Below are 26,021 nucleotides of genomic sequence, written 5' to 3' on the forward strand. Positions count from 1 at the left end.
GATTTTAAAAGCCGCAATCAAGAAATTGGTTGCGGCTTTTTTCTTGGGTTTTCGCTTTTGAAAAAAGTTTTGGACTCCTGATTTCCTAGCAAGATACCCTTGTCATGCAAATGCTATGGCGATACGCTATGGTTTACCCACTTGCAACTGCTAACAAAAGTTTTCAATACGGGAACTTTTGTTGCTGTGCAGTACACCATCTAGTCACCATTAGGAATTGCTTCTGATGGTCGTCATCTATCTTCTCGTTAACTTCTGACACTCTTCTTCTGATTCATGCGTCCGGCGTTTTCTTTCTTGCTGTCGCTGCTGATGTTTGCCTCCATCCTTGGAGTGCAGCTCGCCGCTATTTGGCCTGCTGGCACGCAAGATGTGGTGGCTCTGGCTTATGTGCTGGAAACCGAGCCACATGAGTACGGCGTGGATGTGCTGCAGGAGTTTGAAGAGGATGTGGAAGACGATGCGTTGGAGTATTCCATCCATCGACCTCACCGCACTGCTGAACTCAACACAGCGCAGGATGATCGCAATGAATTGTTTGGCCCACCCGAAGCCGTAGCTGTCGGGGTGGCTCATCTCTGGGTGCCTCCACAGGGGCATATGGTGCACCCCACTTCTCCTTGGCCTGACAGCATGCTACGTCCGCCAAGTATGAGCCTGCCGTTGGCAGGCAAGCTCCAGCGCGCCTGACGCAATAACGCGTTATTGCTTTTGCGCTGGGCTATATCGCCGATCGATACTGCTGCCCTTTGATTCTGCCTTGAGAGGCAGGAATGTATCTGTCTTTTGAGCATGGTTCTGAGGCATTTCAAAGGTTGGCTTCACCTGCACAGGTGCACTTGATCTCGCATCACGCGTGGCGAATGCCGTGTGTATCAGCGGGCTTTCTACCCTTTTCTCACTTTATCTGCCCTCAAGAAGGCAGCTGTGTTCTATGTTCAATAGATCGATAGTGCCGGCGTACCTACCGGCCAAAGCCACACCTAAACTGCGTCTCAAACGTACAGCCATGCTGGGAATCTGTGTTGCTGCAGCACTGTCTGCACATGCGCAGACCTCCAGCTCTAGCGCGCCACAGATCAGCAGCACTGTTTCAGATAAGGCTCAGCCTCAACTGTCACTGACGCAGCTGGTGCAGACCGTGCTGGACAATAATCCTGAGCTGCGTTCCGTGCAGCAGTCGAGCGTTACAGCTCAGGCTGCGGTGGTCAGCGCAGGTGCTTTGCCTAACCCTAAGCTGGAATGGAGTCGTGGCGATAACAAGGCGCTAATGGCATCGGCCACACCGGGTAATGTGCAGAGCATGAGCGTTTCTGTGCCCATTGAGATGCCTTCGGTGCGTAATGCCCGTATTGAGGCTGCGCAGGCGGGTCAGCGGGCTTCTGTGCATCAGATTGCGGCATCTCGTAATGCACTGGTGGCACAGGTCAAGCTCAAGGCGTATGAAGTCGTGTTGCGTCAGGCTCAGGCTCAGGCCGCTTATGACGCTGTCAAGCTGCTGGAGCAGGCGCATGAGCGTGTGCGTGTTCGGGTCTCCAGTGGGGAGGCTGCGCGTTACGAAATCATCAAGGCCGATGCCGAGCTCATCAATGCACGCCAGCAAGAGCAAACGGCCAAATTGATGGCAGAGCAGTCTCAGCTCACGCTCAACCGCATGGCGGCGGGGCAATTGCCTCAGCGTTTTGACCTTGCACTGTCGCTGCAAGATCCTGTGGCGAAGGCTCAATTGAACGGCATTAACTGGCAAGCGCACCCCGAGTTGCTTCAGTTGCAGTCAGAGGTGGACAAGGCTGAAGCCCAGAAGCAAGGTGCCAAGGCCAGTCGCTGGCCCGGGCTTGAGCTGCGCTATGCGCAGACGCGCGAGCCTGATATTCGCAACAACACCGTGGGTGTGAGTATGCAGATTCCTTTGTTCGACCAGCGACGTGGCCCGATTGACGAGGCTGCATCTGAGGTGGAGCGTGCCCGTCTGCGTATGGAAGGCCGCAAGGCAGAGCTTGAGCAGCAAATGCTCCAGGCCGAAAGGGTCATGGAGATGGCCAAGGTTCGCACCAAGGCGCTGGGCGAAGGCTCGGTGCGTGAAGCGGAGTCAGCGTTGCGTGTGGCTGAAGCAGCCTACCGCTATGGCGAGCGTGGAATTCTGGATGTGCTGGATGCCCAGCGCGTGCTGCGTGCTGTGCGTGCCGATTTGCTGGAAGCGCGCTATCAGCTGCAGTCCGCACGGATTGAACTGGATTTTCTGGCTGGCCGTTACGCCGAGCCTTCCGCGCTTTGATTACTCAAAGCTAAGACCCCGTTTTCGTATTTTTTGAATTCGCTATATGTCTTCTCATCATCAATCCAGGACGAATCGTCCTGTCTCTCTGGTTCTGGCACTGGCATTGGCTGGACTTGCCACGCTGACTTTGACGGCTTGTGGCAAAGATGAATCAGCGGCTGCCGCTGTGGCAGCTGCCACTACGCAGGCTGAGTTGGACCCTATGGAAGTCAAAGTCTCTGCCGAGATGGCGACGAGCTTCAAGACGGCCGCTGTGACCCAGTCTGACGTGGCGTCTGTGCTGGAGATTTCCGGGCGTATCGAAGCCAATGAACGCAAGGTGACCCGTATCGGTGCCGCAGTGACCGGTCGCGTGACGGATGTGCTGGCCGAAACCGGTGACCGCGTGAAGCTGGGGCAGACCTTGGCGCGTGTGGCCAGCCCTGAGCTGACCACCGCCCAGCTGGCCTATATGCGCGCCAGCGCCACCGCGACCCTGGCCGAGCGCTCTGCTGAGCGTGCGCGTCAACTGATTGCGGCGGATGTGATTGGTTCTGCCGAACTGCAGCGCCGCGAGTCTGAAGTGCAGATCGCTCGCGCTGAGCTGCGTGCGGCGGGTGACCAGCTCAAGCTGATGGGCCTGTCATCTGATGCGTTGACGAGTCTGCGCGTGAAAGGCAGTGTGGCCCCCAACGCCGCTATTACAGCCTCCGCTTCCGGCATCGTGATTGAGCGCCAGATCAGCCAGGGGCAGGTGGCGCAGCCCGGTGATCCTTTGTTCACGGTGGCAGATCTGTCCAGCGTCTGGGTGGTGGGAGCGTTGCCTGAGCAAATCGCGCGAAGCGTGAAGACGGGCCAGAACGTGCAGATTGATGTGCCTGCGCTGGGCCTGACGGTTGAGGAAGCAACGATTGCCGGCAAGATCATCTATGTGGGCGATACCGTGTCGCCCGAGACCCGAACAGTGACGATTCGTACTCAGGTCGACAACAAGGATCTGGCGCTCAAGCCGCAGATGCTGGCCACGATGAAGATTCAGGGTGCGATGGAAAAGACGCTGGCTATACCTGCTTTGGCCGTGGTGCGTGAGAACGACAAGGATCACGTTTACGTGAAAAAGGCTGAGAACCACTATCGCCTGACGCCAGTGGAGCTTGGTGCTGCCAGCGGTGATTTGCGACCTGTTATCAAGGGCCTGAGCGAAGGCACGCAGATCGTGATTGAAGGTGCTTTCCACCTGAACAACGAGCGCAAGCGCGCTGAGCTGGAGTAAGCCCATGATTGCCTCCATGATTCGTGCCGCGCTATCGCAGCGGCTGGTGGTGATTGTGCTGGCGCTGGTTGTCTGTGGATTTGGCCTGCGTGCTGCCATGAATCTGTCGGTGGATGCCTTCCCCGATGTGACCAATGTGCAAGTGCAGGTTGCCACCGAAGCGCCCGGACGCTCTCCCGAAGAAATTGAGCGTTTTGTGACTGTGCCTCTCGAAATCGCCATGACGGGCTTGCCTGGTCTGGCTGAGATGCGCTCGCTTAACAAGAGCGGTCTGTCCATCATTACGCTGGTATTTACTGAAGCGACGGATGTTTACTTCGCACGCCAGTTGGTGACAGAGCGCCTGATTGAAGTCACACCGCGTATGCCTGAAGGTATCGTGCCGGTTCTGGGCCCTGTGTCTACCGGTCTGGGTGAGGTCTACCAGTACACGCTGGACCACCCCGATGATGGTGAGCGTGCGCTGACTCAGGAAGAGTTGACCGAGCGCCGGACCATTCAGGACTGGGTGGCGCGTCCGCTGCTTCGCTCCATTCCTGGTGTGGCGGAAATTAACTCTCAGGGTGGTTACGTCAAGCAGTATCAGGTGCTGGTCGATCCCGGTCGTCTGCGTCACTATGATTTGACCGTGCGTCAGGTCGTTCAGGCCGTGGCGGATAACAACGCCAATGCCAGCGGCGGCATTTTGCCGCAGGTGACAGAGCAGTATCTGATCCGCGGCGTGGGCATGATCCGCTCGCTGGAAGATATTGGCAACATCGTGCTCAAGGAGCAGGGTGGGGTGCCTGTCTATGTGCGTGATGTGGCCAAGGTGCAGATTGATGCTGAAGTGCGCCAGGGTGCCATCATCAAGGGTGGTTATACCGAAGGCGTTTCCGGCATTGTGCTGATGATGCGCGGCGGCAATGCCAAGGAGGTGGTGACCCGCGTGAAAGAACGCGTGGATGAGATCAACACCAAGGGCATGCTGCCCGGCGGCTTGCAGATCGTTTCTTACTACGACCGTACCGATCTGGTGGATTCGGCTTTGTGGACCGTGGGCAAGGTGCTGATTGAAGGCATCTTCCTGGTGGTGATCGTGCTGTTTGTCTTCCTGGGCGATGTGCGCTCCAGCCTGATCGTTGTGGCGACGCTGATCATTACGCCGCTCACGACCTTCATCATGATGAACAAGTACGGCATCTCGGCCAACTTGATGTCGCTGGGAGGGTTGGCCATCGCCATTGGCCTGATGGTGGATGCGACCGTGGTGGTGGTTGAAAACGTCTTCCACAAGCTGGGGCAGGCTGGCGATTCGCGCGGTGAGCGCATTCGCACTGTGCTGTCTGCCACGGTGGAAGTGGCTACGCCCACCATCTTTGGTATCGCCATCATTATTTTGGTGTTCTTGCCGCTGATGACGCTGCAAGGCATTGAAGGCAAGATGTTCGGCCCGCTGGCGCTGACCATTGCCATGGCTCTGGCGATTTCGCTGGTCGTGTCGCTGTTCCTGTCGCCTGTGTTGTGCTCGTACTTCCTCAAGGGCGGTGCGGACCACGATACCAAATTGATTGGTTTCCTCAAGCGTCACTACCTGAATCTGCTCGATGCTGCTACCGCACGCAATCGCCTGACTCTGGCTGTGGCGGTGGCTCTGCTCATCGGCTCGCTGGGTTTGTTTCCCCTGCTGGGCAAGTCTTTCATGCCCACCATGAAGGAAGGCGCCTTGACGCCCCAGATTAACCGCGTGCCAAGCATTTCTCTGGATGAATCCATCCGCATGGAAATGGCAGCCATGAAGGAAGTGGCACAGGTGAAGGGGGTGAAGTCCGTGGTGTCCAAGCTGGGTCGCGGCGAATCGCCTGCGGATCCTGCCGGCCCTAACGAGTCTGACCCTATCGTGCTGCTGGACCCCGACTCCGAGCGCACTCAGGATGAGATCGATGAAGAGATTCGTCAGCGTCTGTCCAAGATTCCAGGTGTACAGATTGTGCTGTCGCAGCCTATTTCTGAGCGCGTGGATGAAATGGTGACGGGTGTACGTTCGCAGCTGGCCATCAAGGTGTTTGGCGACGAGCTGAATGAGCTCAAAGATGTCTCCGAGCAAGTGGCGCGTATTCTGAAAAGCGTCTCTGGTAGCACGGATATCCGTGTTGAGCGTCTGTCGGGTCAGCAGGCTTTGACGGTGGATATTGACCGCAAGGCAATCGCCCGCCATGGCCTCAACGTGGCCGATGTGCAGAGTGTTCTGGAGTCCGCTATTGGCGGCAAGGATGTGACCACGTTGTATGAAGGTGAGCGTCGCTACTCAGTGGTCGTGCGCTTCCCCGAGGTCTATCGTGGCTCGGCTCAGGCGATTGGTGCAACGTTGTTGACAACCTCCGCTGGCGCTCAAGTGCCGCTGAGTAGTCTGGCCAAGATTGAGCTGGTGGACGGCCCTGCGCAGATCAGCCGCGAAGGTGGCAAGCGCCGCGTGGTGGTGGGGGCGAACGTCGAAGGGCGTGACCTGGCAGGTTTTGTGGCCGAGGTCGAGCAGCGTCTCGAGAAGGAAGTCAAGTTGCCTGATGGCTACTACTTCAAGTTCGGTGGCCAGTTCGAGAACATGGAGCGCGCCATGGGTACGCTGCAGGTGATCGTGCCGTTGACCATCGTGGCCATCTTCTTCCTGCTATTCCTGTTGTTCAACTCCATCAAGATCGCAAGCCTGATCATTCTGGTGCTGCCATTCGCATCGATTGGTGGCCTGATTGGTTTGTTTGTCACAGGTGAATACGTGAGCGTGCCAGCCTCTGTGGGCTTTATTGCTCTATGGGGTATTGCGGTGCTTAACGGCGTGGTGCTGGTCTCCAGCATTCGCCAGCTGCGACAGGACGGGCTGGATGTGGCGCAAGCCGTGCGTGAAGGCTGTATTCAGCGATTCCGCCCGGTGATGATGACTGCGACCGTCGCATTGCTGGGCCTGGTGCCGTTCCTGTTTGCGACAGGTCCTGGTTCTGAAGTCCAGCGCCCATTGGCGATTGTGGTGATCGGTGGTCTGATTACCTCGACTCTGCTGACGCTGGTGGTACTGCCTACGCTGTACCGCTGGTTTGATGAGAAGCCGACTGAGGCTTAAGTACCTCCTGAGGCGCTTTGCGCCTTCCCCCACCTCTCTTTGAGGAGGGGGCAGCAGCTTATCGAGGGAGCACCCTTGCTTGCTGTTTCTTGCGTGAGGAGCGTCAGTTTTGACGCGTGAATACTTAAAAGGAGAGTGAAACTATGGCGATGAAGGAAATCCGGGCCATTGTGAGGCCCAGTCGCTTAGAGCGCCTGCGCACTGCGCTGCGTGCTATTCCTAACTTCCCCGGCGTGACCATTTTCAAGGCGGAGGGCTTTACAGCCCCGGCTGCGGTGGACAAGCGCACCGTCAAGGATGAGTTGACCGACTTTTCGGACAAGCTCATGGTCTGCGTCATCGTGGATGAGCCCATGGTGGAGCCGATTCGCGAAGCCATTGTCATGGCTTGCCGCACCGGACAGATCGGTGATGGTCTGGTCTGGACAGTAGACATTGGAGAAATGCACCGTATTCGTGATGGCGGCGCCGTGAGCTAATGCGCTTGATGTGCTGAGGCGAAAAGGGATGCTTGTTGCATCCCTTTTTTATGTTCACGGTAAATTGTTGAACGTTTTCCTAGAGACAGTAAAAAGCCTGTGCTACAATTTTTGCATTGCAGCAGAAAAACACTGTTTCTTTGCTCAAGGGGGTATAGCTCAGCTGGGAGAGCGCTTGCATGGCATGCAAGAGGTCATCGGTTCGATCCCGTTTACCTCCACCAAAAAGTTATTGACGGCTGATTGAAAAATCAGAATCGTTCTAGGATTGACCCTATCGTCTAGAGGCCTAGGACACTACCCTTTCACGGTAGGTACCGGGGTTCGAATCCCCGTAGGGTCGCCAAGTTTGAAGCGCTGGTAGCTATTGAAAAATAGCGAAGCTTCCTGCCAGGAGTGGTAGTTCAGTTGGTTAGAATACCGGCCTGTCACGCCGGGGGTCGCGGGTTCGAGTCCCGTCCACTCCGCCAGATTTAAAAAGCCGCAATCAAGAAATTGGTTGCGGCTTTTTTCTTGTCTGAAAACTCAATGCATGCAAAAGCCTCGCAAGGAGGCTTTTGAGCGATGGGGTGGCTGGTGTCGCTTTATTTGGGACCCATGCGAATAGCGCCATCTAGGCGAATCACTTCACCGTTGAGCATGTCGTTTTCAAGAATGTGCTTGACCAGCTTGGCGTAATCCTCGGGTTTGCCCAAGCGGCTGGGGAAGGGCACGCTTGCGGCCAGCGCATCTTGCACTTCTTGCGGCATGGTGAACAGCATGGGGGTGCCGAAGATACCGGGGGCAATCGTCATATTGCGAATGCCGCTGCGTGCCAGGTCACGGGCAATGGGTAAGGTCATGCCCACGACGCCGCCTTTGGATGCGGCATAGGCTGCTTGGCCAATTTGTCCGTCATAGGCAGCCACGCTGGCGGTTGAGATCAGCACGCCGCGTTCACCCGTGGTTTCTGGCTCGTTTTTGCTCATGGCATCTGCAGCCAGGCGAATCATGTTGAAGCTGCCAACCAGGTTGACCATGATGGTTTTGGTGTAGGTGGCAAGGTTGTGTGGACCATTTTTCCCCACCGTTTTTTCGGCGGGTGCGATACCGGCGCAATTGACCAGGCCGACCAGCTTGCCAAGACGGGTGGCTTTTTCCACCACGGCCTGGCCATCGGCTTCGTTACTGACATCGCAGCGCAGATAGTCGCCGCCGATCTCCTTGGCCACGGCCTCGCCGCGCTCTGCATTCATGTCGGCAATGACGACTTTGCCGCCGTTGGCCGCCAGCATGCGCGCAGAGCCTTCGCCTAAACCTGATGCGCCGCCAGTCACGATAAACACACGATCCTGAATTTGCATGAATTGTCCCCTTTAATATGACGTTGACGTAAACGTCAATTGTGCAGAAGGCTGGCAGAGTTCGAATTGCGGAAAGCACGCATAAAAAAAAGCCCAATCATGAAGACTGGGCTTTGAAGGGATCCGTGAAACGGGGGTTTCAGGAGGATCCAAGGAGACAACTTGTGCGGATCAGCATCCTTAAAGGCGCTGACCTGACATGCTGGTAATTATAGGGTAAACCCTTGAAAATTGCCAGGCATGTGAATAACCATGTTTTTAGCGCTTGACTGCGACTGTCGATTTGACGGCTTCAGTGGCTGTCTTGGAAGCAGCGTTGAAGTTGGCTTCAGCCATGTCGGAGGCTTGCTTGACAGCCTTTTGCACGGACTCGAAAGCGTTGTTGGCGGCAGAGACGGCGCTCTTGACCAGTGCCACAGCAGATTCAGAACCTGCGGGGGCGTTTTGAGTGGTGGTGTCCAGCAGGGAGTTGAAGTTCTTGCGGGCTTCGGCGGACTGAACTTCCAGCGCCTTGTTGAACTCGCTGGCAGTGTTGCTGGCGATGTCGTACAGGTGGCGGTTGTAGGAGGCTGTCTTTTCAGCCAGAGGCTGGAGGATGCTGGTTTGCAGAGTCAGCAGGGACTGAGCATCTTTCACATTCAGGACGGCTTGTGTGTGCTGAGCGGCTTCGCTCAGAGCTGCACGGGAAGCAGTAACGTTCAGTTCCACCAGCTTTTCCACACCTTCAAACGCTTTGCTCGTCAGGCCGAACAGGGTTTCGAGGTGGGCTTTTTGTGCGCTCAGGATTTGGTCAGGGGTCAGGGACATAGCAATTCTCCAAAATTACGAAACTAACAAGGGCATCGGACCGGAGTAAACGTCTGCTCTGACATGATCGCTAGTGGTTAACTAGTTGTATGTTGCAGTGCAGCATGGGTGCATTGTGAAAGAGTTTTTTGGGCAATGCAAGCATTAATTGTTGCGTTGCAGCAAATAAATGAATGACTCTTTTGTTTTTGTAAGTATTTGATTTTTAAAAACTTTGTTATGTCTGATAACTGACGCAAAAATAGACATACGTGCTTTTTGTGCATTGAGCAAGACGTGGGTGAAAGTGCTTGGTAAGGACTGACTCAGGGTGAAAGCAGGCACTGTCGCCGTGGTGCTGGCGGTGTTGAGACAGGTTTGCACAATGGCGCAATGACTGCATCACACACCGCTGCCCAACCCGCACGAGCCATGCCGCAGGCACGTTATTCCTATGCCGTTTTTCGTGAAATCAGCACGCGCTGGTCAGATAACGACGTTTATGGCCATGTCAACAACGTCATTTACTACAGCTGGTTTGATACGGCGGTGAACGCTTATTTGATCGAGCAGGGCGCACTGGATATTCATGCGGGACAGACGATTGGGCTGGTGATAGAGACTCAGTGCAATTACTTTGCTTCGCTGGCCTTTCCGCAACAGGTCGAGGCGGGCATTCGCGTGGCGCATCTCGGTAGCTCCAGCGTGCGCTATGAGGTGGGGCTGTTTGCGCGGGGTGAGGCGCAGTCCGCAGCGGCGGGGCATTTTGTTCATGTCTATGTAGACCGACAGACGCGTCGACCTGCGCCGTTGCCCGCTGCTTTGCGCGTGGCACTAGAGCCTTTGCTGAGGCGAGCTGATCGTCATACATAGAAGAATTTGATAGCTGCTTGCGCTTTTACATAAAGGGCTTGAGTCTGATTTGTACTCAATGAATCAAAGTTCGCCCCCAGTCTCAGTAAAGGCGAGGCGGTTATGGCGCTGAGCAGGGCGCAGAGTGTGGAATCGCCTACACTCGGAAACCTTTGTTGAGGCTGGCGCTGCATGCGCTTTGGGCCAGCCTTGTTCCATGACTGAACGGACCGCCAGGCCCACCGTCGTCCATGATCATCACCAGCCTGCTAGATACCGACCTGTACAAATTCACGATGATGCAGGTGGTGCTGCATCAGTTCCCGGGCGCACAGGTGGAGTACCGCTTCAAGTGCCGCAACCCCGGCGTGCAACTGGCTCCCTATGTCAATGAAATCCGTGAAGAAATCCGCTCGCTGTGCAAGCTGCGCTTTCAGGATGCGGAGCTGGCCTACTTGAGTTCTCTGCGCTTTATCAAAAGCGATTTCGTGGACTTTTTGAGCCTGTTTCAGCTCAACGACAAATACATCACCGTCACGCCGCTGCCCACTGGCGAGATTGACATCAGCATCAAGGGCCCGTGGCTGCACACGATTCTTTTTGAGATTCCGGTGCTGGCCATCGTCAACGAGGTGTACTTCCGCAATACCCAGCCCGTGCCTAATTTTCTGGAAGGGCGCAAGCGTCTGGATGAGAAGATTGAGCTGCTCCAAGGGCCGGGGCTTGAATCGCTCAAAATTGCCGATTACGGCACGCGCCGCCGCTTCTCCAAGGCCTGGCATGAAGAGGTTCTGCGTGTGCTGTGCGCAAGGCTCGGTCATGCGGGCTCACGCATCGCCGGGGCCGGCAATGCTCAGCGCAAGGGGCAACTGGCGGGAACCAGCAATGTGCTGTATGCGATGAAGCTGGGCCTGATACCGCTGGGCACTCTGGCCCACGAGTATCTGCAGGCCTGCCAGTCACTGGGTCCGCGTCTGCGTGATAGCCAGATTTTTGGTTTTGAATCCTGGGCGCGTGAATATCGCGGGGATCTGGGCATTGCGCTGTCTGATGTCTACGGCATGTCCGCCTTTCTGCGTGACTTTGATTTGTATTTCTGCAAGCTGTTTGATGGGGCGCGCCATGACAGCGGGGATCCGTTTGACTGGGGTGAGCGCCTGATTGCGCATTACAAGGCCAACAAAATTGATCCGTTGAGCAAGGTGCTGATCTTCAGTGATGGGCTGACGATTCCGAAAACCATTGAGCTGTTCAAGCGCTTCAATGGCCGTTGCCAGTTGGCTTTCGGTATCGGTACCAACCTGACCAATGATCTGGGCAGCGCGCCTGAGCATGTGCCGCTGCAGATCGTGATCAAGATGACGCGCTGCAATGGTCAGCCGGTGGCCAAGCTCTCGGACACACCGGGCAAAAGCATGTGCGATGACGAAAAATATCTGGCCTATCTGCGTCAGGTGTTCAGCATTGAGCCACCAGACGCTGTGCAGACCATGCTGCCGATGCAGCAGGCCTGAAATAAATTAAGAAACGATGGGCGAGCGTAGGCCGCCCATCGCAAGACAGATAACGGAGGATGGGCGTTTGAACCGTAAATTTTGGATCAATATCGCGAAAGTCACCGCGTCAACGGCGCTGGCAATGGCCGCAGGTGCCGTGCAAGCCGCAGAGGTGGATGGCGCGGCTATGTCTGTGGCCTGGGGCATTCCGTTTGTGGGCATGCTGCTGTCGATTGCTCTCTTGCCGCTGGTGGCTCCACGTTTCTGGCACCACCACTTTGGCAAGGTCACCGCTGGCTGGGCGCTGGCCTTTCTGCTGCCCTTTGCGCTGGTCTACGGCATGGGGGCCGCCAGCGTTAATCTGGTGCATGCCTTGCTGGCGGAATACCTGCCCTTTGTCATTTTGCTCACTGCGCTCTACGCCGTGGCTGGCGGCATTTACGTGCGTGGCAATTTGCGTGGCTCGCCGGGGCTGAACACCGCCATTCTCGCCATTGGTGCGGTGCTGGCCAGCTTTATGGGCACGACGGGAGCCTCCATGCTGCTGATTCGCCCTTTGCTGCGCGCCAACGACAACCGTCGTCACCAGGCGCATGTGGTGGTGTTCTTCATCTTCATCGTCTCCAACGCCGGCGGCGCACTCACGCCGCTGGGTGATCCACCCTTGTTTCTGGGCTTTTTGAAGGGTGTGGACTTCTTCTGGACGGTGCGCCATATCTGGCAGCCCATGCTGTTCCTCACGCTGGCGCTGCTGGCGATCTTTTATGTGATTGACCACAAATTGATGGGTGAAAAGGGTGAAGCCGACTTGCCTGACCCGACTCCCAGCGTGGATGTGACGGGGGCGCAAAGCCGTCTCGGCTTTGATGGACGTATGAACTTTGTGCTGCTGGGCGGGGTGGTGGCGCTGGTGCTGATCAGTGGCATCTGGCGCACGCCTGTGGGCTTTGACATAGCTGGCACCCATGTGGGGCTGCCCGGTCTGGTGCGCGATGTGGGTTTGATTGTGGTGGCTCTGCTGTCCCTCAAGATCACGCCTGCTTGTGTGCATCAGGCCAATGATTTTGGCTGGGGACCGATGCAGGAAGTGGCCAAGCTGTTTGCGGGTATTTTCCTGACCATCATTCCTGTTATTGCCATGCTCAAGGCCGGTGTGGATGGCCCGTTTGGCGCTGTTGTGCGTGCTGTGACCAATGGGGACGGTACGCCTAACCCCGCCATGTACTTCTGGGCCACAGGTGTGCTGTCGTCCTTCTTGGATAACGCGCCCACCTATCTGGTGTTCTTCAACACGGCAGGTGGTGACCCTGCGCATCTGATGACCGATATGGCGCTCACACTGGCAGCTATCTCGGCAGGTGCTGTTTTCATGGGTGCCAATACTTACATTGGCAACGCGCCCAACTTGATGGTCAAGGCTATTGCAGAAGATCGCGGCGTGAAGATGCCCGGGTTTTTTGGTTACATGATCTGGTCGGTCTGCATTCTGGTGCCCCTGCTGGTGCTGATGACGCTGATCTGGTTTAAGTGACTGCCTCCCTAAAGGGCGATGGCACCCCCGCTGTGGGGCGGCCCTTGCTGAATGTCCCGCATATGAAGTGCGCCTAAGGTGGGCGACGCTTTCAAAATAGATGGAAGAGGAGACCAAGTGATGAGTACCAAGTCCCGTATTCTGATTGCCCGAGCCATTTCGCCCGAGGTGGTGGAGCAGTTGAAGCAACACTTTGACGTGCAGTCCAATCAGGACGATGTGGTGTGGACGCCTGAGGAGCTGGCTCAGCAGTTGCAGGGCAAGGACGGGGTGCTGACCACCGGCTCGCAGCGCATTGATGCACAGTTGCTGGCGGCTTGCCCGCAGCTCAAGATCGTGGCCAATATGGCAGTGGGCTACAACAATTTTGATGTGCCCGCCATGACTGCCGCAGGCGTGCAGGGCACCAATGCCCCCGATGTGCTGACTGAGACCACAGCTGATTTTGGCTTTGCGCTGCTGATGGCGACAGCGCGCCGCATTACCGAGAGCGAGCATTACCTGCGTGCGGGCTTGTGGAAGGACTGGCACTACGACCTGTTTGCGGGCGCTGAGGTGCATGGCTCTACGCTGGGCATTCTGGGAATGGGGCGCATCGGCCAGGCCATTGCCCGCCGCGCGGCTTATGGTTTTGGTATGAAGGTGATTTATCACAACCGATCACGCCTTGATACAGCGATGGAGGCGGAATGCAAGGCCACTTATGTGAGCAAGCAAGAGCTGCTGGAGCGCGCAGACCATTTAATGCTGGTGCTGCCCTTCACGCCTGAAAACCGCCACACCATTGGCGCGGCCGAGATTGCGCAGATGAAGCCCACAGCCACCCTCATTAATATCGCGCGCGGCGGCATTGTGGATGATGCGGCTCTGGCACAGGCATTGCGTGACAAACGCATTGCTGCGGCCGGTCTGGATGTGTTTGAGGGCGAGCCCGCCATTCACCCCGATCTACTCACGGTGCCCAATGTGGTGCTGACCCCGCATATCGCCAGTGCCACCAAGGGCACGCGCACGGCCATGGCGGCTTTGGCGGCGGATAACCTGATCTCCTTTTTCGCCGGCAAGGGCGCGTTGACGCCGGTCAATCTGCTGGGTGGCTCGGGTCTGCACTAGGCTTGTATTAGGCTGCCTCACGTCACATCAGTTTGAGGGTTGGCGTATGGTCTGGCTGCCTTGCTGGATTTGATAATTTGAGCCCGCTTGCGCTGCAGTCATTGCACCAGCGCGGCGGGCTTTTATTTTCTACAGAGACAGCACATGCCTTTCATCCGCACCAGCGTCCACAAGGACACCACGCCCGCCCAGCGCCAAGCCATCGTCAACGGTATTCACCAGGCACTGATTGACGGCATCGGCATGCCTGCCGACGAGTTGTTCAACATGGTGGATGACTATGACGAGCAGAAGTTTTTCTTCAGTCGCACCTTCAACGGCTACCAGCGCTCGGATCGCGTGGTCGTGGTTGAAATCACCATGCGCCGCGGCCGCAGCGATGCAATGAAGCGCGCCCTGTACGCCAACATCGCCGCCAATCTGGAAAAAGACGCTGGCGTGGCACCCAGCGATGTGTTCATCTTCACGCATGAAAACGACTACTCCGACTGGTCCGTAGGTGGTGGCAAGTTCGCCATGGCCATTGCCCAGCAGGTCGGCCCAGACGCCTGAGTCACCAAGGCGGCAGGCCGCCGCGCCACTTTTGACGGGATTGATTTCACCGGGACGGTGTGGACTGATAATTTGCAAGCGCGCGAGTGCTTGCAAACGTCAGTCTGCAGCTTCTGCGTGCATAAAATCAATACAAATAATGGCTGTGGCGCTTATTCATAAAGCGCTAGCAGCTATTAAAACAAGAGTGCGAAAGGCGTGGCAAAACAGTGACTACGTGGTGGCTTGGGTTGGCGGCAGTGGCCGCATTGATCGTGGTCTTGCTCCTGGTGCTGCTATGGTGGCTGCAGGGCTTGCGCCGTCAGACAGAGCTTGCGCTGGGCCCGGATGCCATGCGGCTGCAGGCCCAGTTGCTGCAAGGCTTGCAGGCATTGGATGCGCGGCTGCAGCAGTTGGAGCGCAGCAGCCAGAGCACGCAGCTGACGGTGGCCAAAAGCGATGGTGCGCTGGACCGCGTGACCCAGCATGTGCAGACCCAGCTGGCTCAGACCCAGCAAGACGCACTGGCCGCAAGGCGCGAGCAGGCCACGGCATTGACGGCGTTTCGTGAAGAGGTGGGGCAGCTGGCGCAGCGCCTGACGTCCGACAGCCAGCAGGCACGCACCGCATTAGAACAAAGCAGTGCCGAGCAGACGGCCCATGTACAGCGGCGCTTTGAAGCGCTGGCCGAAACCACGCGAGGTACGCTGGACTCGCTCAAGGGCGATATTCAGCAGCAGCTCACCCACATGAGCACCAATATGGGCGCTGCGCTCAAGGATCAGCTGGGCAGCAATGGCGAGCAATTGCGTCATCAGTTCGCGGTGCTGCAAGATGCGGTGAGCCAGCAGCTGGGCGGGCTGGCGCAAGGGCAGCAAATCTCCGCAGAGCAACTGCGCGGCACATTGAACGAGCGCCTTGCCACCATTCAGAGCGATAACGCCACCAAGCTCGAAGAGATGCGGCGCACCGTCGATGAAAAACTGCATGCCACGTTGGAGCAGCGGCTGGGTGAGTCCTTCAAGCAGGTCAGCGACCGGCTGGAGCAGGTGCACAAAGGTTTGGGGGAGATGCAGACGCTGGCCGGCAGCGTAGGCGACCTCAAGCGTGTGATGACCAATGTGAAGTCGCGCGGCACCTGGGGCGAGATGCAACTGGGCAACATCATCGATAACGTGCTCACACCCGAGCAATACGCCAAGAACGTCAAGACCGTGCCGGGCAGTGATGAGCTGGTGGAGTTCGCCATTCGCCTGCCGGGCCGTAGCGACGAGCAGCCGGTGTGGCTGCCCATGGATGCCAAGTACCCGGTAGAGCATTACCAGCGTCTGCAGGATGCGCAGGACGGCGCAGACCGAGTGGCCATTGTGGCTGCGGGCAATGCGTTTGAAGCCTCCATCCGTGCCGAGGCCAAGAAGATTGCCAGCAAGTACATTGCACCGCCATTTACGACGGATTTTGCTGTGATGTACTTGCCCACCGAGGGGCTTTTTGCCGAAGTGCTGCGCCGCCCCGGCTTGGTTGAGGCCCTTCAGAACGAAAGCCGCATTGTGGTCACCGGCCCCGCCAATCTGGCGGCCATGCTCAACAGCTTGCAGATGGGCTTCAAGACGCTGGCGATTGAAAAGCGCTCTTCGGAGGTCTGGGGCGTGTTGGGTCAGGTCAAAACCGAGTTTGGCAAGTTTGGCGATGTGGTGGATGCCGCACGCAAGTCCATTGATGCGGCAGCGCGCAAGTTTGATCAGGTGGGAGTGCGCACGCGAGCCATTCAGCGGCAATTGCGCGATGTTCAGGCTTTGCCTGATGCAGGGCAGGAAGAGGGCGCATTGCAGCTCCAGTCCGTTCCCCTGAGCAACGACCAGATCAGCGCCGAGGACGAAGAATGAATGCTGCCTTGCTGCGCCTGATTTTGGCGCAAGTCTGCGTTCACGGCAGCATGACGGGCATGCGCATGGCCACGCCACTTCTTGCGCTCAAGGAAGGCTATAGCGCTGCGGCGGTGGGCATGCTGCTGGCGCTGTTTGCGTTGACTCAGGTGTTTCTCTCACTGCCTGCAGGTCGTTATGCAGACCGCCATGGACTCAAGCGCCCGCTGATCATCAGCGTGGCTGCCGCTTGCATGGGGGCGGGGATGTCGGCCGCATTTCCGATCTATCCGGTGATGTGCCTGAGCGCGCTGCTGACGGGTGGTGCCGCAGGCACGGCCTTGATTGCCTTGCAGCGCCATGTGGGCCGCATGGCACACAACAAGGATGATCTGCGCAAAGTCTTCAGCTGGCTGGCCATTGGGCCTGCCTTCTCCAATTTTCTGGGGCCGTTTGCAGCGGGCCTGCTGATTGACTATGCGGGTGGAGAGGCCGCCAGCGAGACAGGCTTCAGAGCCGCGTTCTTGCTGCTGGCCCTGATGCCGCTGGCCGCCTGGTTCTGGGGGCGTGCGGTGCCGGAGTTGCCGTCCAAAGATATGGCACACAGCGATAAAAAAGAGACGGCTTGGGATCTCGTGCAAAACCGTGGCTTCAGGCGCTTGCTGTTGCTGAACTGGGCGCTCTCCTCGTGCTGGGATGTGCACACCTTTGTGGTGCCGATTCTTGGGCATGAACGGGGCCTGCCCGCTTCGGTCATCGGTACGATTCTTGGCGCATTCGCTATTGCCGCTGCGGTCATTCGCATGCTCATGCCTGTCCTCACGCGTCATCTGGCCGAGTGGCAGGTGGTACTGGGTGCCATGGTTGCCGCCTGCGCGCTGTTTATCCTCTACCCCTTCATGCCCGGTGCGTGGAGCATGGGTGTTTGTTCGGTTGTGCTGGGTATTGTGTTGGGTTCGGTGCAGCCCATGGTGATGAGCATGATTCACCAGATCACACCCGCCGAGCGCCATGGTGAGGCGCTGGGCCTGCGGATGATGGCCATCAATGGCTCCAGCGTGCTGATGCCTGTGCTGTTTGGCTCGCTGGGTGCGGTGGTGGGGGTTTCTGCCTTGTTCTGGGCAGTAGGCGCTCTGGTCGGCGTTTCAACGCGACTGCCCTGGCTGATTGGGCGTGAGGACATGCCCAAGGGTGAGTGGGAGCAGCATTAGCTTTTGCTACACCAACAAAAAGAGCGCTCAAAGGCGCTCTTTTTGATATCAGCTTTTACAGCTCTTCTACCCTGCGGGCCGGGTAACTGTCCCAGCTCTGGCAGCCGGGGCAGTGCCAGAAGTGGGTACGTGCCTCAAATCCGCAGGCTGCACAGCGGTAACGGGTCAGCGGCTTGGTGGCGTGGTTCAGGGCTTTCTGCACCGTGCCGTGGTATTGCTCCTCGGACAGTGTTTCACCTTCCAGCCATTGCGCCGCGGCCACCAGAGACGATTCGCGCTCCAGGTGGTTGACCAGGCGCAAGCGGCCGGGTGCATCGGGTTGGCTGCTTTTTTTGTCCAAAGCCACCAAGGCCTGTAGCAGGTCAAGCGATGGAGCCTGCTCATAGTGTTTGAGCAGCAGTGCGCGTGTCGGTTCAATCTCGCCGATGGCTTCGGCCACTTCCACCATCAGGCTGGCGGCCAGAGGGAGCGCTGCGGGGCTGTTTTGCGCCAGCGCCTGCAAGCTGGCTAGCGCCTGTGCTGACTGGCCTTGGCGGTGTTGCAGCTGCGCCAGTTCAAGGCGTGGGCGCGGGGCTTGTGGTGCGGTTTCAAGCGCTTGCAGCAGTTGGGAAAATGCTTTGTCGAGCTGGCCGCGTGCGACTTGCGCTTGTGCGTCTTCACACAGGTAGTGGGCAAGACGGGTGCTGAAGTCGCCCTGAGCAGCGGCCTGCATTTTGCGCACAATGGCGGCGGCTTGTGTCCAGTCACGTGAGCGCTCGTAGATGGCCAATAGTGAAAGGCGTGCTTCGGCCTCGTATTGCGTGCCATCAAGGCGGTTCAGGGCCTCTTCGGCGCGGTCCAGCAGGCCGGCCTTGAGAAAGTCCTGCGCCAGAGCGTGCTGGGCGCGGTCACGGTCGGGACGGGAGAGGTCGGCGCGGCTGAGCAAGTGCTCGTGCACTCGCACGGCGCGGTTGTATTCGCCTCGGCGGCGAAACAGGTTGCCCAGTGCGAAGTGCAGCTCGGTTGTATCGGGGTCGTTTTGTACGGCCTCGATAAATGCATCAATGGCCTTGTCCTGCTGCTCGTTGAGTAGAAAGTTCAGGCCTTTGAAATAGGCCTTGGGTGCCTGGCGGTTGTCGGCACGCACTTGGCGTAAATCCCAGCGAGAGGCTAGCCAGCCCAGCACAAAGGCGACGGGCAGGCCCAGCAAAATCCAAGTCAGATTAAATTCCATGAATGTCGCTTGGCGAAAGGGTCGAAGAAGAACTCTGCTCTGCGGCAGCAGGGGCTGCGGGCGGGCTTGCTGCAGCTTGCTGTGCCTGCTTGGCGGCATGTGCCTCGCGGGCTGCTGAGCGGTGCTTGAGCCAGCGCGGCACCATGCCCAGTACGCCGACAAACAAACCTAGCGTAAATGCCGTCAGCACTACCAGTACCAGGGGTGCAGTCCAGGCCGTGCCAAAGAAAAAATGCACGGTGCTGTCTTGCTGGTTGTTGAGCGCGAACGCAAACAGAGTGAAAAAAATGGCTGCCTTGAGCAGCCACAGCAGGTATTTCATGCTTCCCCTTGTGCCTCTTGTGTGACGGGGAGATTTTAGGCCAGCCTGTGTGCAGGCTGGTCAACAGACAAGAGAGTCAGGCCAGATAGGCGTAAAAAGCCACCTGTTGCTTCAGGCTGTCTGTTGTGCTGAAGGTGTTGGGTCGTCGGTCTTCAAGTTGTCCACGGCTTCGCGCAGGGCTTTTCCTGGCTTGAAGTGGGGAACGCGCTTGGAGGGGACTTGCACAGATTCGCCGGAGCGGGGGTTGCGGCCGATGCGGGGCTGGCGGTGATTGATGGCAAAACTGCCAAAACCGCGAATTTCAATGCGGTGACCGCGCACCAGTGCATCACTGACGGCATCCAGAATGGTTTTGACGGCCTGTTCGGCATCACGTTGGTTGAGTTGGCCAAATTGGGCGGCAAGTTCTTCTACGAGATCGGATCGGGTCATCGGGCGGCGGAAACTAGGTTGAAAATAACAACGGGCGCACAAGGCGCCCGTTGTCTTTGACGCTTAGCGGTCAGGCTAGCTGACCGACCAGCTGAGGCAAGTGATTACTTGTCTGCGTCCAGCTTGGCGCGCAGCAGAGCGCCCAGGCTGGTGGTACCAGCGTTTTCCTTGGAGGACTGAGCCGACAGAGAAGCCATGGCTGTCTGCTGTTCAGCGTGATCCTTTTGCTTGATCGACAGCTGGATGTTGCGGCTCTTGCGATCCACGTTCACCACCACTGCAGTCACTTCGTCGCCTTCCTTCAGGACGGAACGAGCGTCTTCCACGCGGTCCACCGAGATTTCGGAGGCGCGCAGGTAGCCAATGATGTCTTCGCCCAGGTCGATTTCAGCGCCCTTAGCGTCCACAGTCTTGACCTTGCCGGTCACGATCTGGCCCTTGTCGTTCACGGTAGTGAACGTGGTGAAGGGGTCGCTGTCCAGCTGCTTGATGCCCAGGGAGATGCGCTCGCGCTCAACGTCCACGGCCAACACGATCGCTTCGACTTCTTGACCCTTCTTGTAGTTACGAACAGCGGCTTCGCCGGTTTCGTTCCAAGACAGGTCAGACAGGTGCACCAGGCCGTCGATACCGGCAGCCAGGCCCACGAACACGCCGAAGTCGGTGATGGACTTGATGGGGCCCTTCACGCGGTCGCCGCGCTTGGTGTTCTGAGCGAAGTCTTGCCAAGGGTTAGCCTTGCACTGCTTCATGCCCAGGGAGATGCGACGCTTGTCTTCGTCGATTTCCAGAACCATGACTTCCACTTCGTCGCCCAGGGACACGAGCTTGGTAGGAGCAATGTTCTTGTTGGTCCAGTCCATTTCGGAAACGTGCACCAGGCCTTCGATGCCGGGTTCCAGTTCCACGAATGCGCCGTAGTCAGCAATGTTGGTGACCTTGCCGAACAGGCGGGTAGCGGAAGGATAGCGGCGAGCAACGCCCATCCATGGGTCATCACCCATTTGCTTCAGACCCAGAGACACGCGGTTCTTTTCGGTGTCGAACTTCAGGATCTTGGCAGTGATTTCTTGACCAGCAGTCACCACTTCGGAAGGGTGACGCACACGGCGCCATGCCATGTCGGTGATGTGCAGCAGGCCGTCGATACCGCCCAGGTCCACGAACGCACCGTATTCGGTGATGTTCTTGACCACGCCTTGAACAATGGCGCCTTCCTTCAGGGTTTCCATCAGCTTGGCGCGTTCTTCGCCCATGGATGCTTCCACCACAGCACGGCGCGACAGCACCACGTTGTTGCGCTTGCGATCCAGCTTGATGACCTTGAATTCCAGGGTCTTGTTTTCGTAAGGAGTCAGGTCCTTGATAGGACGTGTGTCGATCAGCGAACCGGGCAGGAATGCGCGGATGCCGTTGACCAGAACGGTCAGGCCGCCCTTGACCTTGCCGGAAGTAGTACCGGTCACGAATTCGCCGGACTCCAGAGCCTTTTCCAGCGACAGCCAGGAAGCCAGACGCTTGGCGGTGTCACGGGACAGGATGGTGTCGCCGTAGCCGTTTTCGATGGAGCCGATGGCCACGGAAACGAAGTCACCCACTTGGACTTCAACTTCGCCCTGGTCGTTCTTGAACTCGTCGAGAGGCACATAGGCTTCCGACTTCAGGCCAGCGTTCACCACCACGAAGTTGTGCTCAACGCGCACGACTTCAGCGGTGATAACTTCGCCGGGACGCATTTCGGTGCGTGTCAACGACTCTTCAAAAAGGGCGGCAAAAGATTCAGACATGTATTTCCTTGACCGCAAACAGGTTTCCGTCAGCACTATTGCCAAACGTTTTTAAGACTGAATGCGGAGGGTGCGGGTTTTTGAGGCCCACGGGGTTAAAGGTTAACAACCTTGCTGCCGGTTCTGCGATCTGCAGGACCTGACACCAAGGGCCAACAAGTCAGCTGCGGGGCAATGCCTGATGAATCAAGCGCGGCCAAACAGTTGACGTTCTTGCCACCACGACAGCACCTGGGCAACCACTTCTTCAATGGTCATCTGGGAGCTGTCGAGCTGCAAAGAATCTTCGGCGGGCTTGAGAGGCGCAGTGGCGCGATTCATATCGCGTGCATCACGTGCTTCAAGGTCTGCCAAAAGGGTAGATATATTAGCTGAAATTCCTTTGGAAATCAACTGTTTATAGCGGCGCTCTGCGCGGCACTGGGCGGAGGCCCATAAATAAACCTTCAACGGTGCATGGGGAAAGATGACGGTGCCCATGTCTCGGCCATCCGCCACCAGTCCGGGCAGGTGCTGAAAGGCCAGTTGCAGATCGACCAGTGCGCTGCGTACAGCGGGCAGGGCGGAGACGCGCGAGGCATTCATGCCCGCTTCTTCACTGCGAATGGCGAGGCTGATGTCTTCATCGCCCAGCCAAACGCGTTGCTGAGCGTCAAAGCGCACAGGCATTTCCAGCGCCATTTCGGCAATGGTTTCTTCGCTGGATTCGTCCAGCGCCAGCCCGGCGCGCGATGCGGCCAGTCCCGTGATGCGGTAGAGGGCGCCCGAATCCAGCAACTGGTAACCCAGCGCCTTGGCCACTTCGGCCGCAATCGTGCCCTTGCCCGAGGCGGTGGGGCCATCGATGCAGATGACAGGAATGCGCTCGCGCTCTGTTTCGCAGAGGGAGAACAGCGCTTCAAAGTAGTCTGGGAAGGTCTTGGCCACGCACTTGGGGTCTTCAATGCGCACCGGCAGCTTGGCGGGGTTGAAGGCGGCCAGCGAGAAGCACATGGCGACGCGGTGGTCGTCATAGGTGTGAATGCTGGCGGCTTTCCACGCTTGCTTGCTGGCAGGCGGGGTGATGCGGATGTAGTCCGCGCCTTCTTCCACTGTGGCGCCCAGCTTGCGCAGCTCAATGGCCATGGCGGCGATGCGGTCGGTTTCCTTGACGCGCCAGCTGGCGATGTTGCGCAGCGTGGTCGTGCCGTTGGCGTACAGGGCCATCACGCCCAGCGTCATGGCTGCGTCGGGGATGTGGTTGCAGTCTAGATCGATGGCTTTGAGGGGCCATACCCCGCGGCTGACTTGCAGCCAGTTGGGGCCGCTTTCTACCTGTGCCCCCATGGCCTGAGCCGCTTCGATAAAGCGGATGTCACCCTGGATGGAATCTTTGCCGACGCCCAGAATTTTGATGCTGTTTTGCTCTGTAGCGTCTGCAGTGATTGCGCCAAGTGCTATGAAATAACTAGCGGATGAGGCGTCGGCTTCTACGTGGATGCTGCCGGGTGACTGGTAGCGGCTGCCTGCCGGAATTACAAAGCGCTGCCAGTTGTCATTTTTGACAGCAATGCCAAAGCGTGCCAGCAGCTCCAGCGTGATGTGGATATAGGGCTTGGAGATCAGCTCGCCCACCACCTCGATGGTGATGTCACGGTCGGTGGCCAGCAGCGGCAGCGCCATCAGCAGCGAAGTCAGGAACTGGCTGGAGACATCGCCACGGACCTGGATGGGAGCGTCGCCGAGTTGGCTGAAATCCGGCTGGCCGATCTTCAGTGGCGGAAAGCCCTCATCCTTCAGATAGTCAATGGCGCAGCCCAGCTGGCGCAAGGCGTCGACCAGGTCGCCAATGGGGCGCTCGTACATGCGCGGCACGCCGGTCATCTCGAAATCGCCGCCCAGCACGGCCAGCGCTGCAGTCAGTGGGCGCATGGCAGTGCCGGCATTACCCAGGAAAAGCTGGCCGCGCGCATTGTTGGGCAAAAAGCCGTCGATGCCTGTGATCTGCAGTGGCTGACCGGGCGCTACGTTGCTGGGGGTAATGCGGCAGCCCAGCTGCTGCAGGCCGGCCAGCATGACGCGGGTGTCGTCCGAGTCCAGCAGGTCGTGGATGGTGGTGGTGCCTTGGCTCAGCGCGGCCAGCAGCAGAACGCGGTTGGAGATGCTTTTGGAGCCGGGCAGGCTGACGGTGCCGTTGGCAGAGTCCAGCGCGGGGATATCCAAAAATTCAGTATTAAACATGGCGATCCATCAGGTCGTAAATTTGCTCTGAAATTAGTAGCTTCTAGCGCTTATTCAGCAGGCGCTAGAAGCGAAAAATACTTGATTTTTCAGAGTCCAGCGCCACGCTTGGCACCCATCTTCCAGTGGGAGCGGGCGGCGCTGGCCAGTGTCAGGCGGTCTTGCAGGCCTTGTCCATCTTGCGCTTCCATCAGGCCTTCGAGCTGCTCCAGCGCCTGGCGGAACTGGCGGGACTGGGCCAGAACCTGTTCGCGGTTGGCCAGCAGCACATCGCGCCAGAGCTGAGGGTCGCCAGCGCCGATGCGGGTGAAGTCGCGAAAGCCGGGGCCGGCCAGCGACAGCACCTCATCGGCCTTGGGCTGGTTCAGCACGCTTTGCATCATGGCAAACGCCAGCAGGTGGGGCAGGTGGCTGACAGTGGCCAGTGCGCTGTCATGTGCCTCTGGCGACATGGCTTGCACATGGCTGCCCAGCGCACGCCACAGCGCTTCAGCGCGGTGCAGGTGTGCGGTCAGCGTGCGCTCTGTGGGGGTCAGAATGACTTGCGCGTTGTGGTACAGATTGCCGTCGGCGTGCTCCACACCGGCCACTTCCTTGCCGGTGATGGGGTGGGCAGGCACAAAGCTGCCAATCTGGTCGCGCAGCGCCGTGCGAGCGGCCTGAACGACATCGACCTTGGTGGAGCCCACGTCCATGATCATCATCTTGGGGGTGACCAGATGCTTGATGGACTTGAGCGTGGCTTCGGTGGCGGCCACGGGCACGGCCAGCAGCACCAGATCGGCACCCGCGGCAGCCAGCAAGGCAGAAGGGGCTTCCACATCAATCACGCCCATCTGGCGGGCGCGTTCGGTGGTGGATGGTGATTTGCTGTAGCCCACCACGCGCTTGACCAGGCCCGCCTTTTTGAGCGCCAGCGCAAACGAGCCGCCCATGAGGCCGCAGCCAATCAGCCCCAGTTGCTCAAAAGGCTGCATTTTCTGCACTACCATTACTTGCTCACCGGGTACGTGCCCAGCACCTTGTAGAAGGCGCACAGTGATTGCAGCTCCTGCAGCGCGGCGGCCACATTGGGTTGTGCAGGATGGCCTTCCACGTCGATGTAGAAGTAATACTCCCACTGGCCGGTGCGGGCCGGGCGCGACTCAAAGCGGGTCATCGATACGCCGTGGTTTTTGAGCGGCACCAGCAGGTCATGTACCGCGCCGGCGGTATTGGGTACCGATACGACGAGGCTGGTGCAGTCAGAGCCACTGGGCGCAGCCGTAGCCAGCGTGTGCGGCAGGCAGATGACGGCAAAACGCGTACGGTTGTAAGCGTCGTCCTGAATGGCGTGGCTGACGATGTGCAGGCCAAACTGCTGCGCTGCACGCTCGCCAGCAATGCCAGCCCAGTTGGGGTGAAGGGCGGCCAGGCGAGCGCCTTCGGCATTGCTCTCCACCGGGCGACGCTCTGCATGGGGCAGGTGCTTGGACAGCCAGCCCTGGCACTGGGCCAGCGCCTGGGGGTGGGCGGCGACCACTTCAATGCCGTCCAGCGAGTTGCTGGTGCGCATCAGATTGTGGCGGATCAGCATGCTGACTTCGCCCACCACATGGCAAGGCGTGTGCAGGAACATGTCCAGCGAGCGCGTCACCACGCCTTCGTTGGAGTTTTCCACGCCCACCACGCCGTACTGGGCGCTGCCTGCGGCGGTGGCGTGAAAGACTTCCTCAAAGCTGTTGCAGTACATCAGGTCGGCAGCGCCGCCGAAGTACTGAATAGCGGCTTCTTCACAGAAGGTGCCAGCCGGGCCGAGTACAGCCACGCGCTGGGGAGATTCCAACGCCAGACAGGCGGACATGATTTCGCGCCAGATGGCGGCCACATGCGCGCCCTTCAGGGGGCCGGGGTTGTTGCGCTTGATCTTCTCGATCACCTGCGCCACGCGGTCAGGGCGGAAGAAGGAGGAGCCTTCTTTTTTCTTGAGCTCACCCACTTGTTCGGCCACATGGGCGCGCTGGTTGACCAGGTCCAGCAATTGGCGGTCCAGCGAGTCGATCTGGTTGCGTAGCGTCAGCAACTCGGGGCTGGCTTGTGGGTCTTGGCTCATGGGTTCCTCAAATCTTGTAGCTGCTTGCGCCTGATCTTTAACGTTTTCAGGGAGTTCTGACCCCGAAAGCCGTTGTTGAAGCGCGCTGGCAGCTCATCTTGTATTGTGTGCGTACGGTCGGCGT

General features: G+C 58.3%; 21 protein-coding genes and 3 tRNA genes. 15 read left to right on the plus strand and 9 right to left on the minus strand.

Annotated features, from left to right (window positions below; all coding sequences use genetic code 11):
- Window positions 1-276 precede the first annotated feature (276 nt).
- From HF327_RS20295 to HF327_RS20330, 8 genes are all read left to right on the plus strand, one after another.
- Window positions 277-690, plus strand: coding sequence for a hypothetical protein (locus HF327_RS20295; RefSeq protein ID WP_198462181.1), 414 nt, complete (start codon window positions 277-279; stop codon window positions 688-690).
- A gap of 319 nt (window positions 691-1,009) precedes the next feature.
- Window positions 1,010-2,275, plus strand: coding sequence for a TolC family protein (locus HF327_RS20300; protein ID WP_236024318.1), 1,266 nt, complete (start codon window positions 1,010-1,012; stop codon window positions 2,273-2,275).
- A gap of 46 nt (window positions 2,276-2,321) precedes the next feature.
- Complete coding sequence (locus HF327_RS20305; protein WP_198462183.1) at window positions 2,322-3,530, plus strand: efflux RND transporter periplasmic adaptor subunit; 1,209 nt, start codon at window positions 2,322-2,324, stop codon at window positions 3,528-3,530.
- A 4-nt stretch (window positions 3,531-3,534) separates the two neighbouring features.
- Window positions 3,535-6,624, plus strand: a complete 3,090-nt coding sequence (locus tag HF327_RS20310; protein ID WP_198462184.1) for an efflux RND transporter permease subunit — start codon at window positions 3,535-3,537, stop codon at window positions 6,622-6,624.
- A 143-nt stretch (window positions 6,625-6,767) separates the two neighbouring features.
- Window positions 6,768-7,103 carry a P-II family nitrogen regulator gene (locus HF327_RS20315; RefSeq protein ID WP_198462185.1) on the plus strand — a complete coding sequence of 112 codons (336 nt, stop codon included), beginning with the start codon at window positions 6,768-6,770 and terminating at the stop codon, window positions 7,101-7,103.
- A 148-nt stretch (window positions 7,104-7,251) separates the two neighbouring features.
- Window positions 7,252-7,327, plus strand: a tRNA-Ala gene (locus HF327_RS20320).
- Between the two features lie 46 nt (window positions 7,328-7,373).
- A tRNA-Glu gene (locus HF327_RS20325) sits at window positions 7,374-7,449 on the plus strand.
- Window positions 7,450-7,496: 47 nt separating this feature from the next.
- Window positions 7,497-7,573, plus strand: a tRNA-Asp gene (locus HF327_RS20330).
- Window positions 7,574-7,687: 114 nt separating this feature from the next.
- Here the strand turns inward: HF327_RS20330 and HF327_RS20335 are convergent.
- Together HF327_RS20335 and HF327_RS20340 are read right to left on the minus strand one after the other, a co-directional pair.
- A complete protein-coding gene (locus tag HF327_RS20335) occupies window positions 7,688-8,446 on the minus strand; it encodes a 3-hydroxyacyl-CoA dehydrogenase (RefSeq protein WP_198462186.1) in 759 nt (252 codons plus the stop codon).
- A gap of 258 nt (window positions 8,447-8,704) precedes the next feature.
- Window positions 8,705-9,253, minus strand: a complete 549-nt coding sequence (locus HF327_RS20340) for a phasin family protein (protein WP_198462187.1) — start codon at window positions 9,251-9,253, stop codon at window positions 8,705-8,707.
- Window positions 9,254-9,625: 372 nt separating this feature from the next.
- Between HF327_RS20340 and HF327_RS20345 the strand changes: the two genes are divergently transcribed.
- The 7 genes from HF327_RS20345 (at window position 9,626) to HF327_RS20375 (ending at window position 17,831) form a co-directional block, all read left to right on the plus strand.
- The gene (locus HF327_RS20345) at window positions 9,626-10,105 is read left to right on the plus strand and encodes an acyl-CoA thioesterase (RefSeq protein WP_198462188.1); all 480 of its coding nucleotides are present in this window, start codon (window positions 9,626-9,628) and stop codon (window positions 10,103-10,105) included.
- A gap of 230 nt (window positions 10,106-10,335) precedes the next feature.
- Window positions 10,336-11,598 (plus strand): nicotinate phosphoribosyltransferase, encoded by a 1,263-nt coding sequence (gene pncB / locus HF327_RS20350; RefSeq protein WP_198462189.1) that lies wholly within the window; start codon window positions 10,336-10,338, stop codon window positions 11,596-11,598.
- A gap of 124 nt (window positions 11,599-11,722) precedes the next feature.
- Complete coding sequence (locus tag HF327_RS20355) at window positions 11,723-13,111, plus strand: sodium:proton antiporter (protein ID WP_198462206.1); 1,389 nt, start codon at window positions 11,723-11,725, stop codon at window positions 13,109-13,111.
- Window positions 13,112-13,231: 120 nt separating this feature from the next.
- Window positions 13,232-14,224, plus strand: coding sequence for a 2-hydroxyacid dehydrogenase (locus tag HF327_RS20360; RefSeq protein WP_198462190.1), 993 nt, complete (start codon window positions 13,232-13,234; stop codon window positions 14,222-14,224).
- Window positions 14,225-14,368: 144 nt separating this feature from the next.
- Window positions 14,369-14,776, plus strand: a complete 408-nt coding sequence (locus tag HF327_RS20365; protein ID WP_198462191.1) for a tautomerase family protein — start codon at window positions 14,369-14,371, stop codon at window positions 14,774-14,776.
- A gap of 209 nt (window positions 14,777-14,985) precedes the next feature.
- Window positions 14,986-16,641: a DNA recombination protein RmuC gene (rmuC, locus tag HF327_RS20370; RefSeq protein ID WP_407927058.1), complete on the plus strand. Its 1,656-nt coding sequence runs from the start codon at window positions 14,986-14,988 to the stop codon at window positions 16,639-16,641.
- Window positions 16,638-17,831 carry an MFS transporter gene (locus tag HF327_RS20375; protein ID WP_198462192.1) on the plus strand — a complete coding sequence of 398 codons (1,194 nt, stop codon included), beginning with the start codon at window positions 16,638-16,640 and terminating at the stop codon, window positions 17,829-17,831. The genes rmuC and HF327_RS20375 overlap by 4 nt, the downstream gene beginning before the upstream one ends.
- Window positions 17,832-17,886: 55 nt before the next feature.
- Here HF327_RS20375 and lapB read toward each other — a convergent pair whose 3' ends face one another.
- The 7 genes from lapB to pheA all read right to left on the minus strand — a co-directional run bounded on the left by lapB (window position 17,887) and on the right by pheA (window position 25,897).
- The gene (gene lapB / locus HF327_RS20380) at window positions 17,887-19,044 is read right to left on the minus strand and encodes a lipopolysaccharide assembly protein LapB (protein WP_198462193.1); all 1,158 of its coding nucleotides are present in this window, start codon (window positions 19,042-19,044) and stop codon (window positions 17,887-17,889) included.
- Window positions 19,034-19,366: a LapA family protein gene (locus HF327_RS20385; protein ID WP_198462194.1), complete on the minus strand. Its 333-nt coding sequence runs from the start codon at window positions 19,364-19,366 to the stop codon at window positions 19,034-19,036. Before HF327_RS20385 ends, lapB begins: the two co-directional genes overlap by 11 nt.
- A 111-nt stretch (window positions 19,367-19,477) precedes the next feature.
- Complete coding sequence (locus HF327_RS20390) at window positions 19,478-19,798, minus strand: integration host factor subunit beta (RefSeq protein ID WP_198462195.1); 321 nt, start codon at window positions 19,796-19,798, stop codon at window positions 19,478-19,480.
- A gap of 104 nt (window positions 19,799-19,902) precedes the next feature.
- Complete coding sequence (rpsA, locus tag HF327_RS20395) at window positions 19,903-21,585, minus strand: 30S ribosomal protein S1 (RefSeq protein WP_099737592.1); 1,683 nt, start codon at window positions 21,583-21,585, stop codon at window positions 19,903-19,905.
- Between the two features lie 186 nt (window positions 21,586-21,771).
- On the minus strand, window positions 21,772-23,805 hold the full coding sequence (locus HF327_RS20400; protein WP_198462196.1) for a bifunctional 3-phosphoshikimate 1-carboxyvinyltransferase/cytidylate kinase: 2,034 nt from the start codon (window positions 23,803-23,805) through the stop codon (window positions 21,772-21,774).
- Between the two features lie 89 nt (window positions 23,806-23,894).
- The gene (locus tag HF327_RS20405) at window positions 23,895-24,797 is read right to left on the minus strand and encodes a prephenate dehydrogenase (RefSeq protein ID WP_198462197.1); all 903 of its coding nucleotides are present in this window, start codon (window positions 24,795-24,797) and stop codon (window positions 23,895-23,897) included.
- Window positions 24,797-25,897: a prephenate dehydratase gene (gene pheA / locus HF327_RS20410; RefSeq protein ID WP_198462198.1), complete on the minus strand. Its 1,101-nt coding sequence runs from the start codon at window positions 25,895-25,897 to the stop codon at window positions 24,797-24,799. The genes HF327_RS20405 and pheA overlap by 1 nt, the downstream gene beginning before the upstream one ends.
- Window positions 25,898-26,021: the final 124 nt, after the last annotated feature.

Source organism: Comamonas suwonensis, from assembly GCF_012844455.2.
GTDB lineage: Bacteria > Pseudomonadota > Gammaproteobacteria > Burkholderiales > Burkholderiaceae_C > Comamonas > Comamonas suwonensis.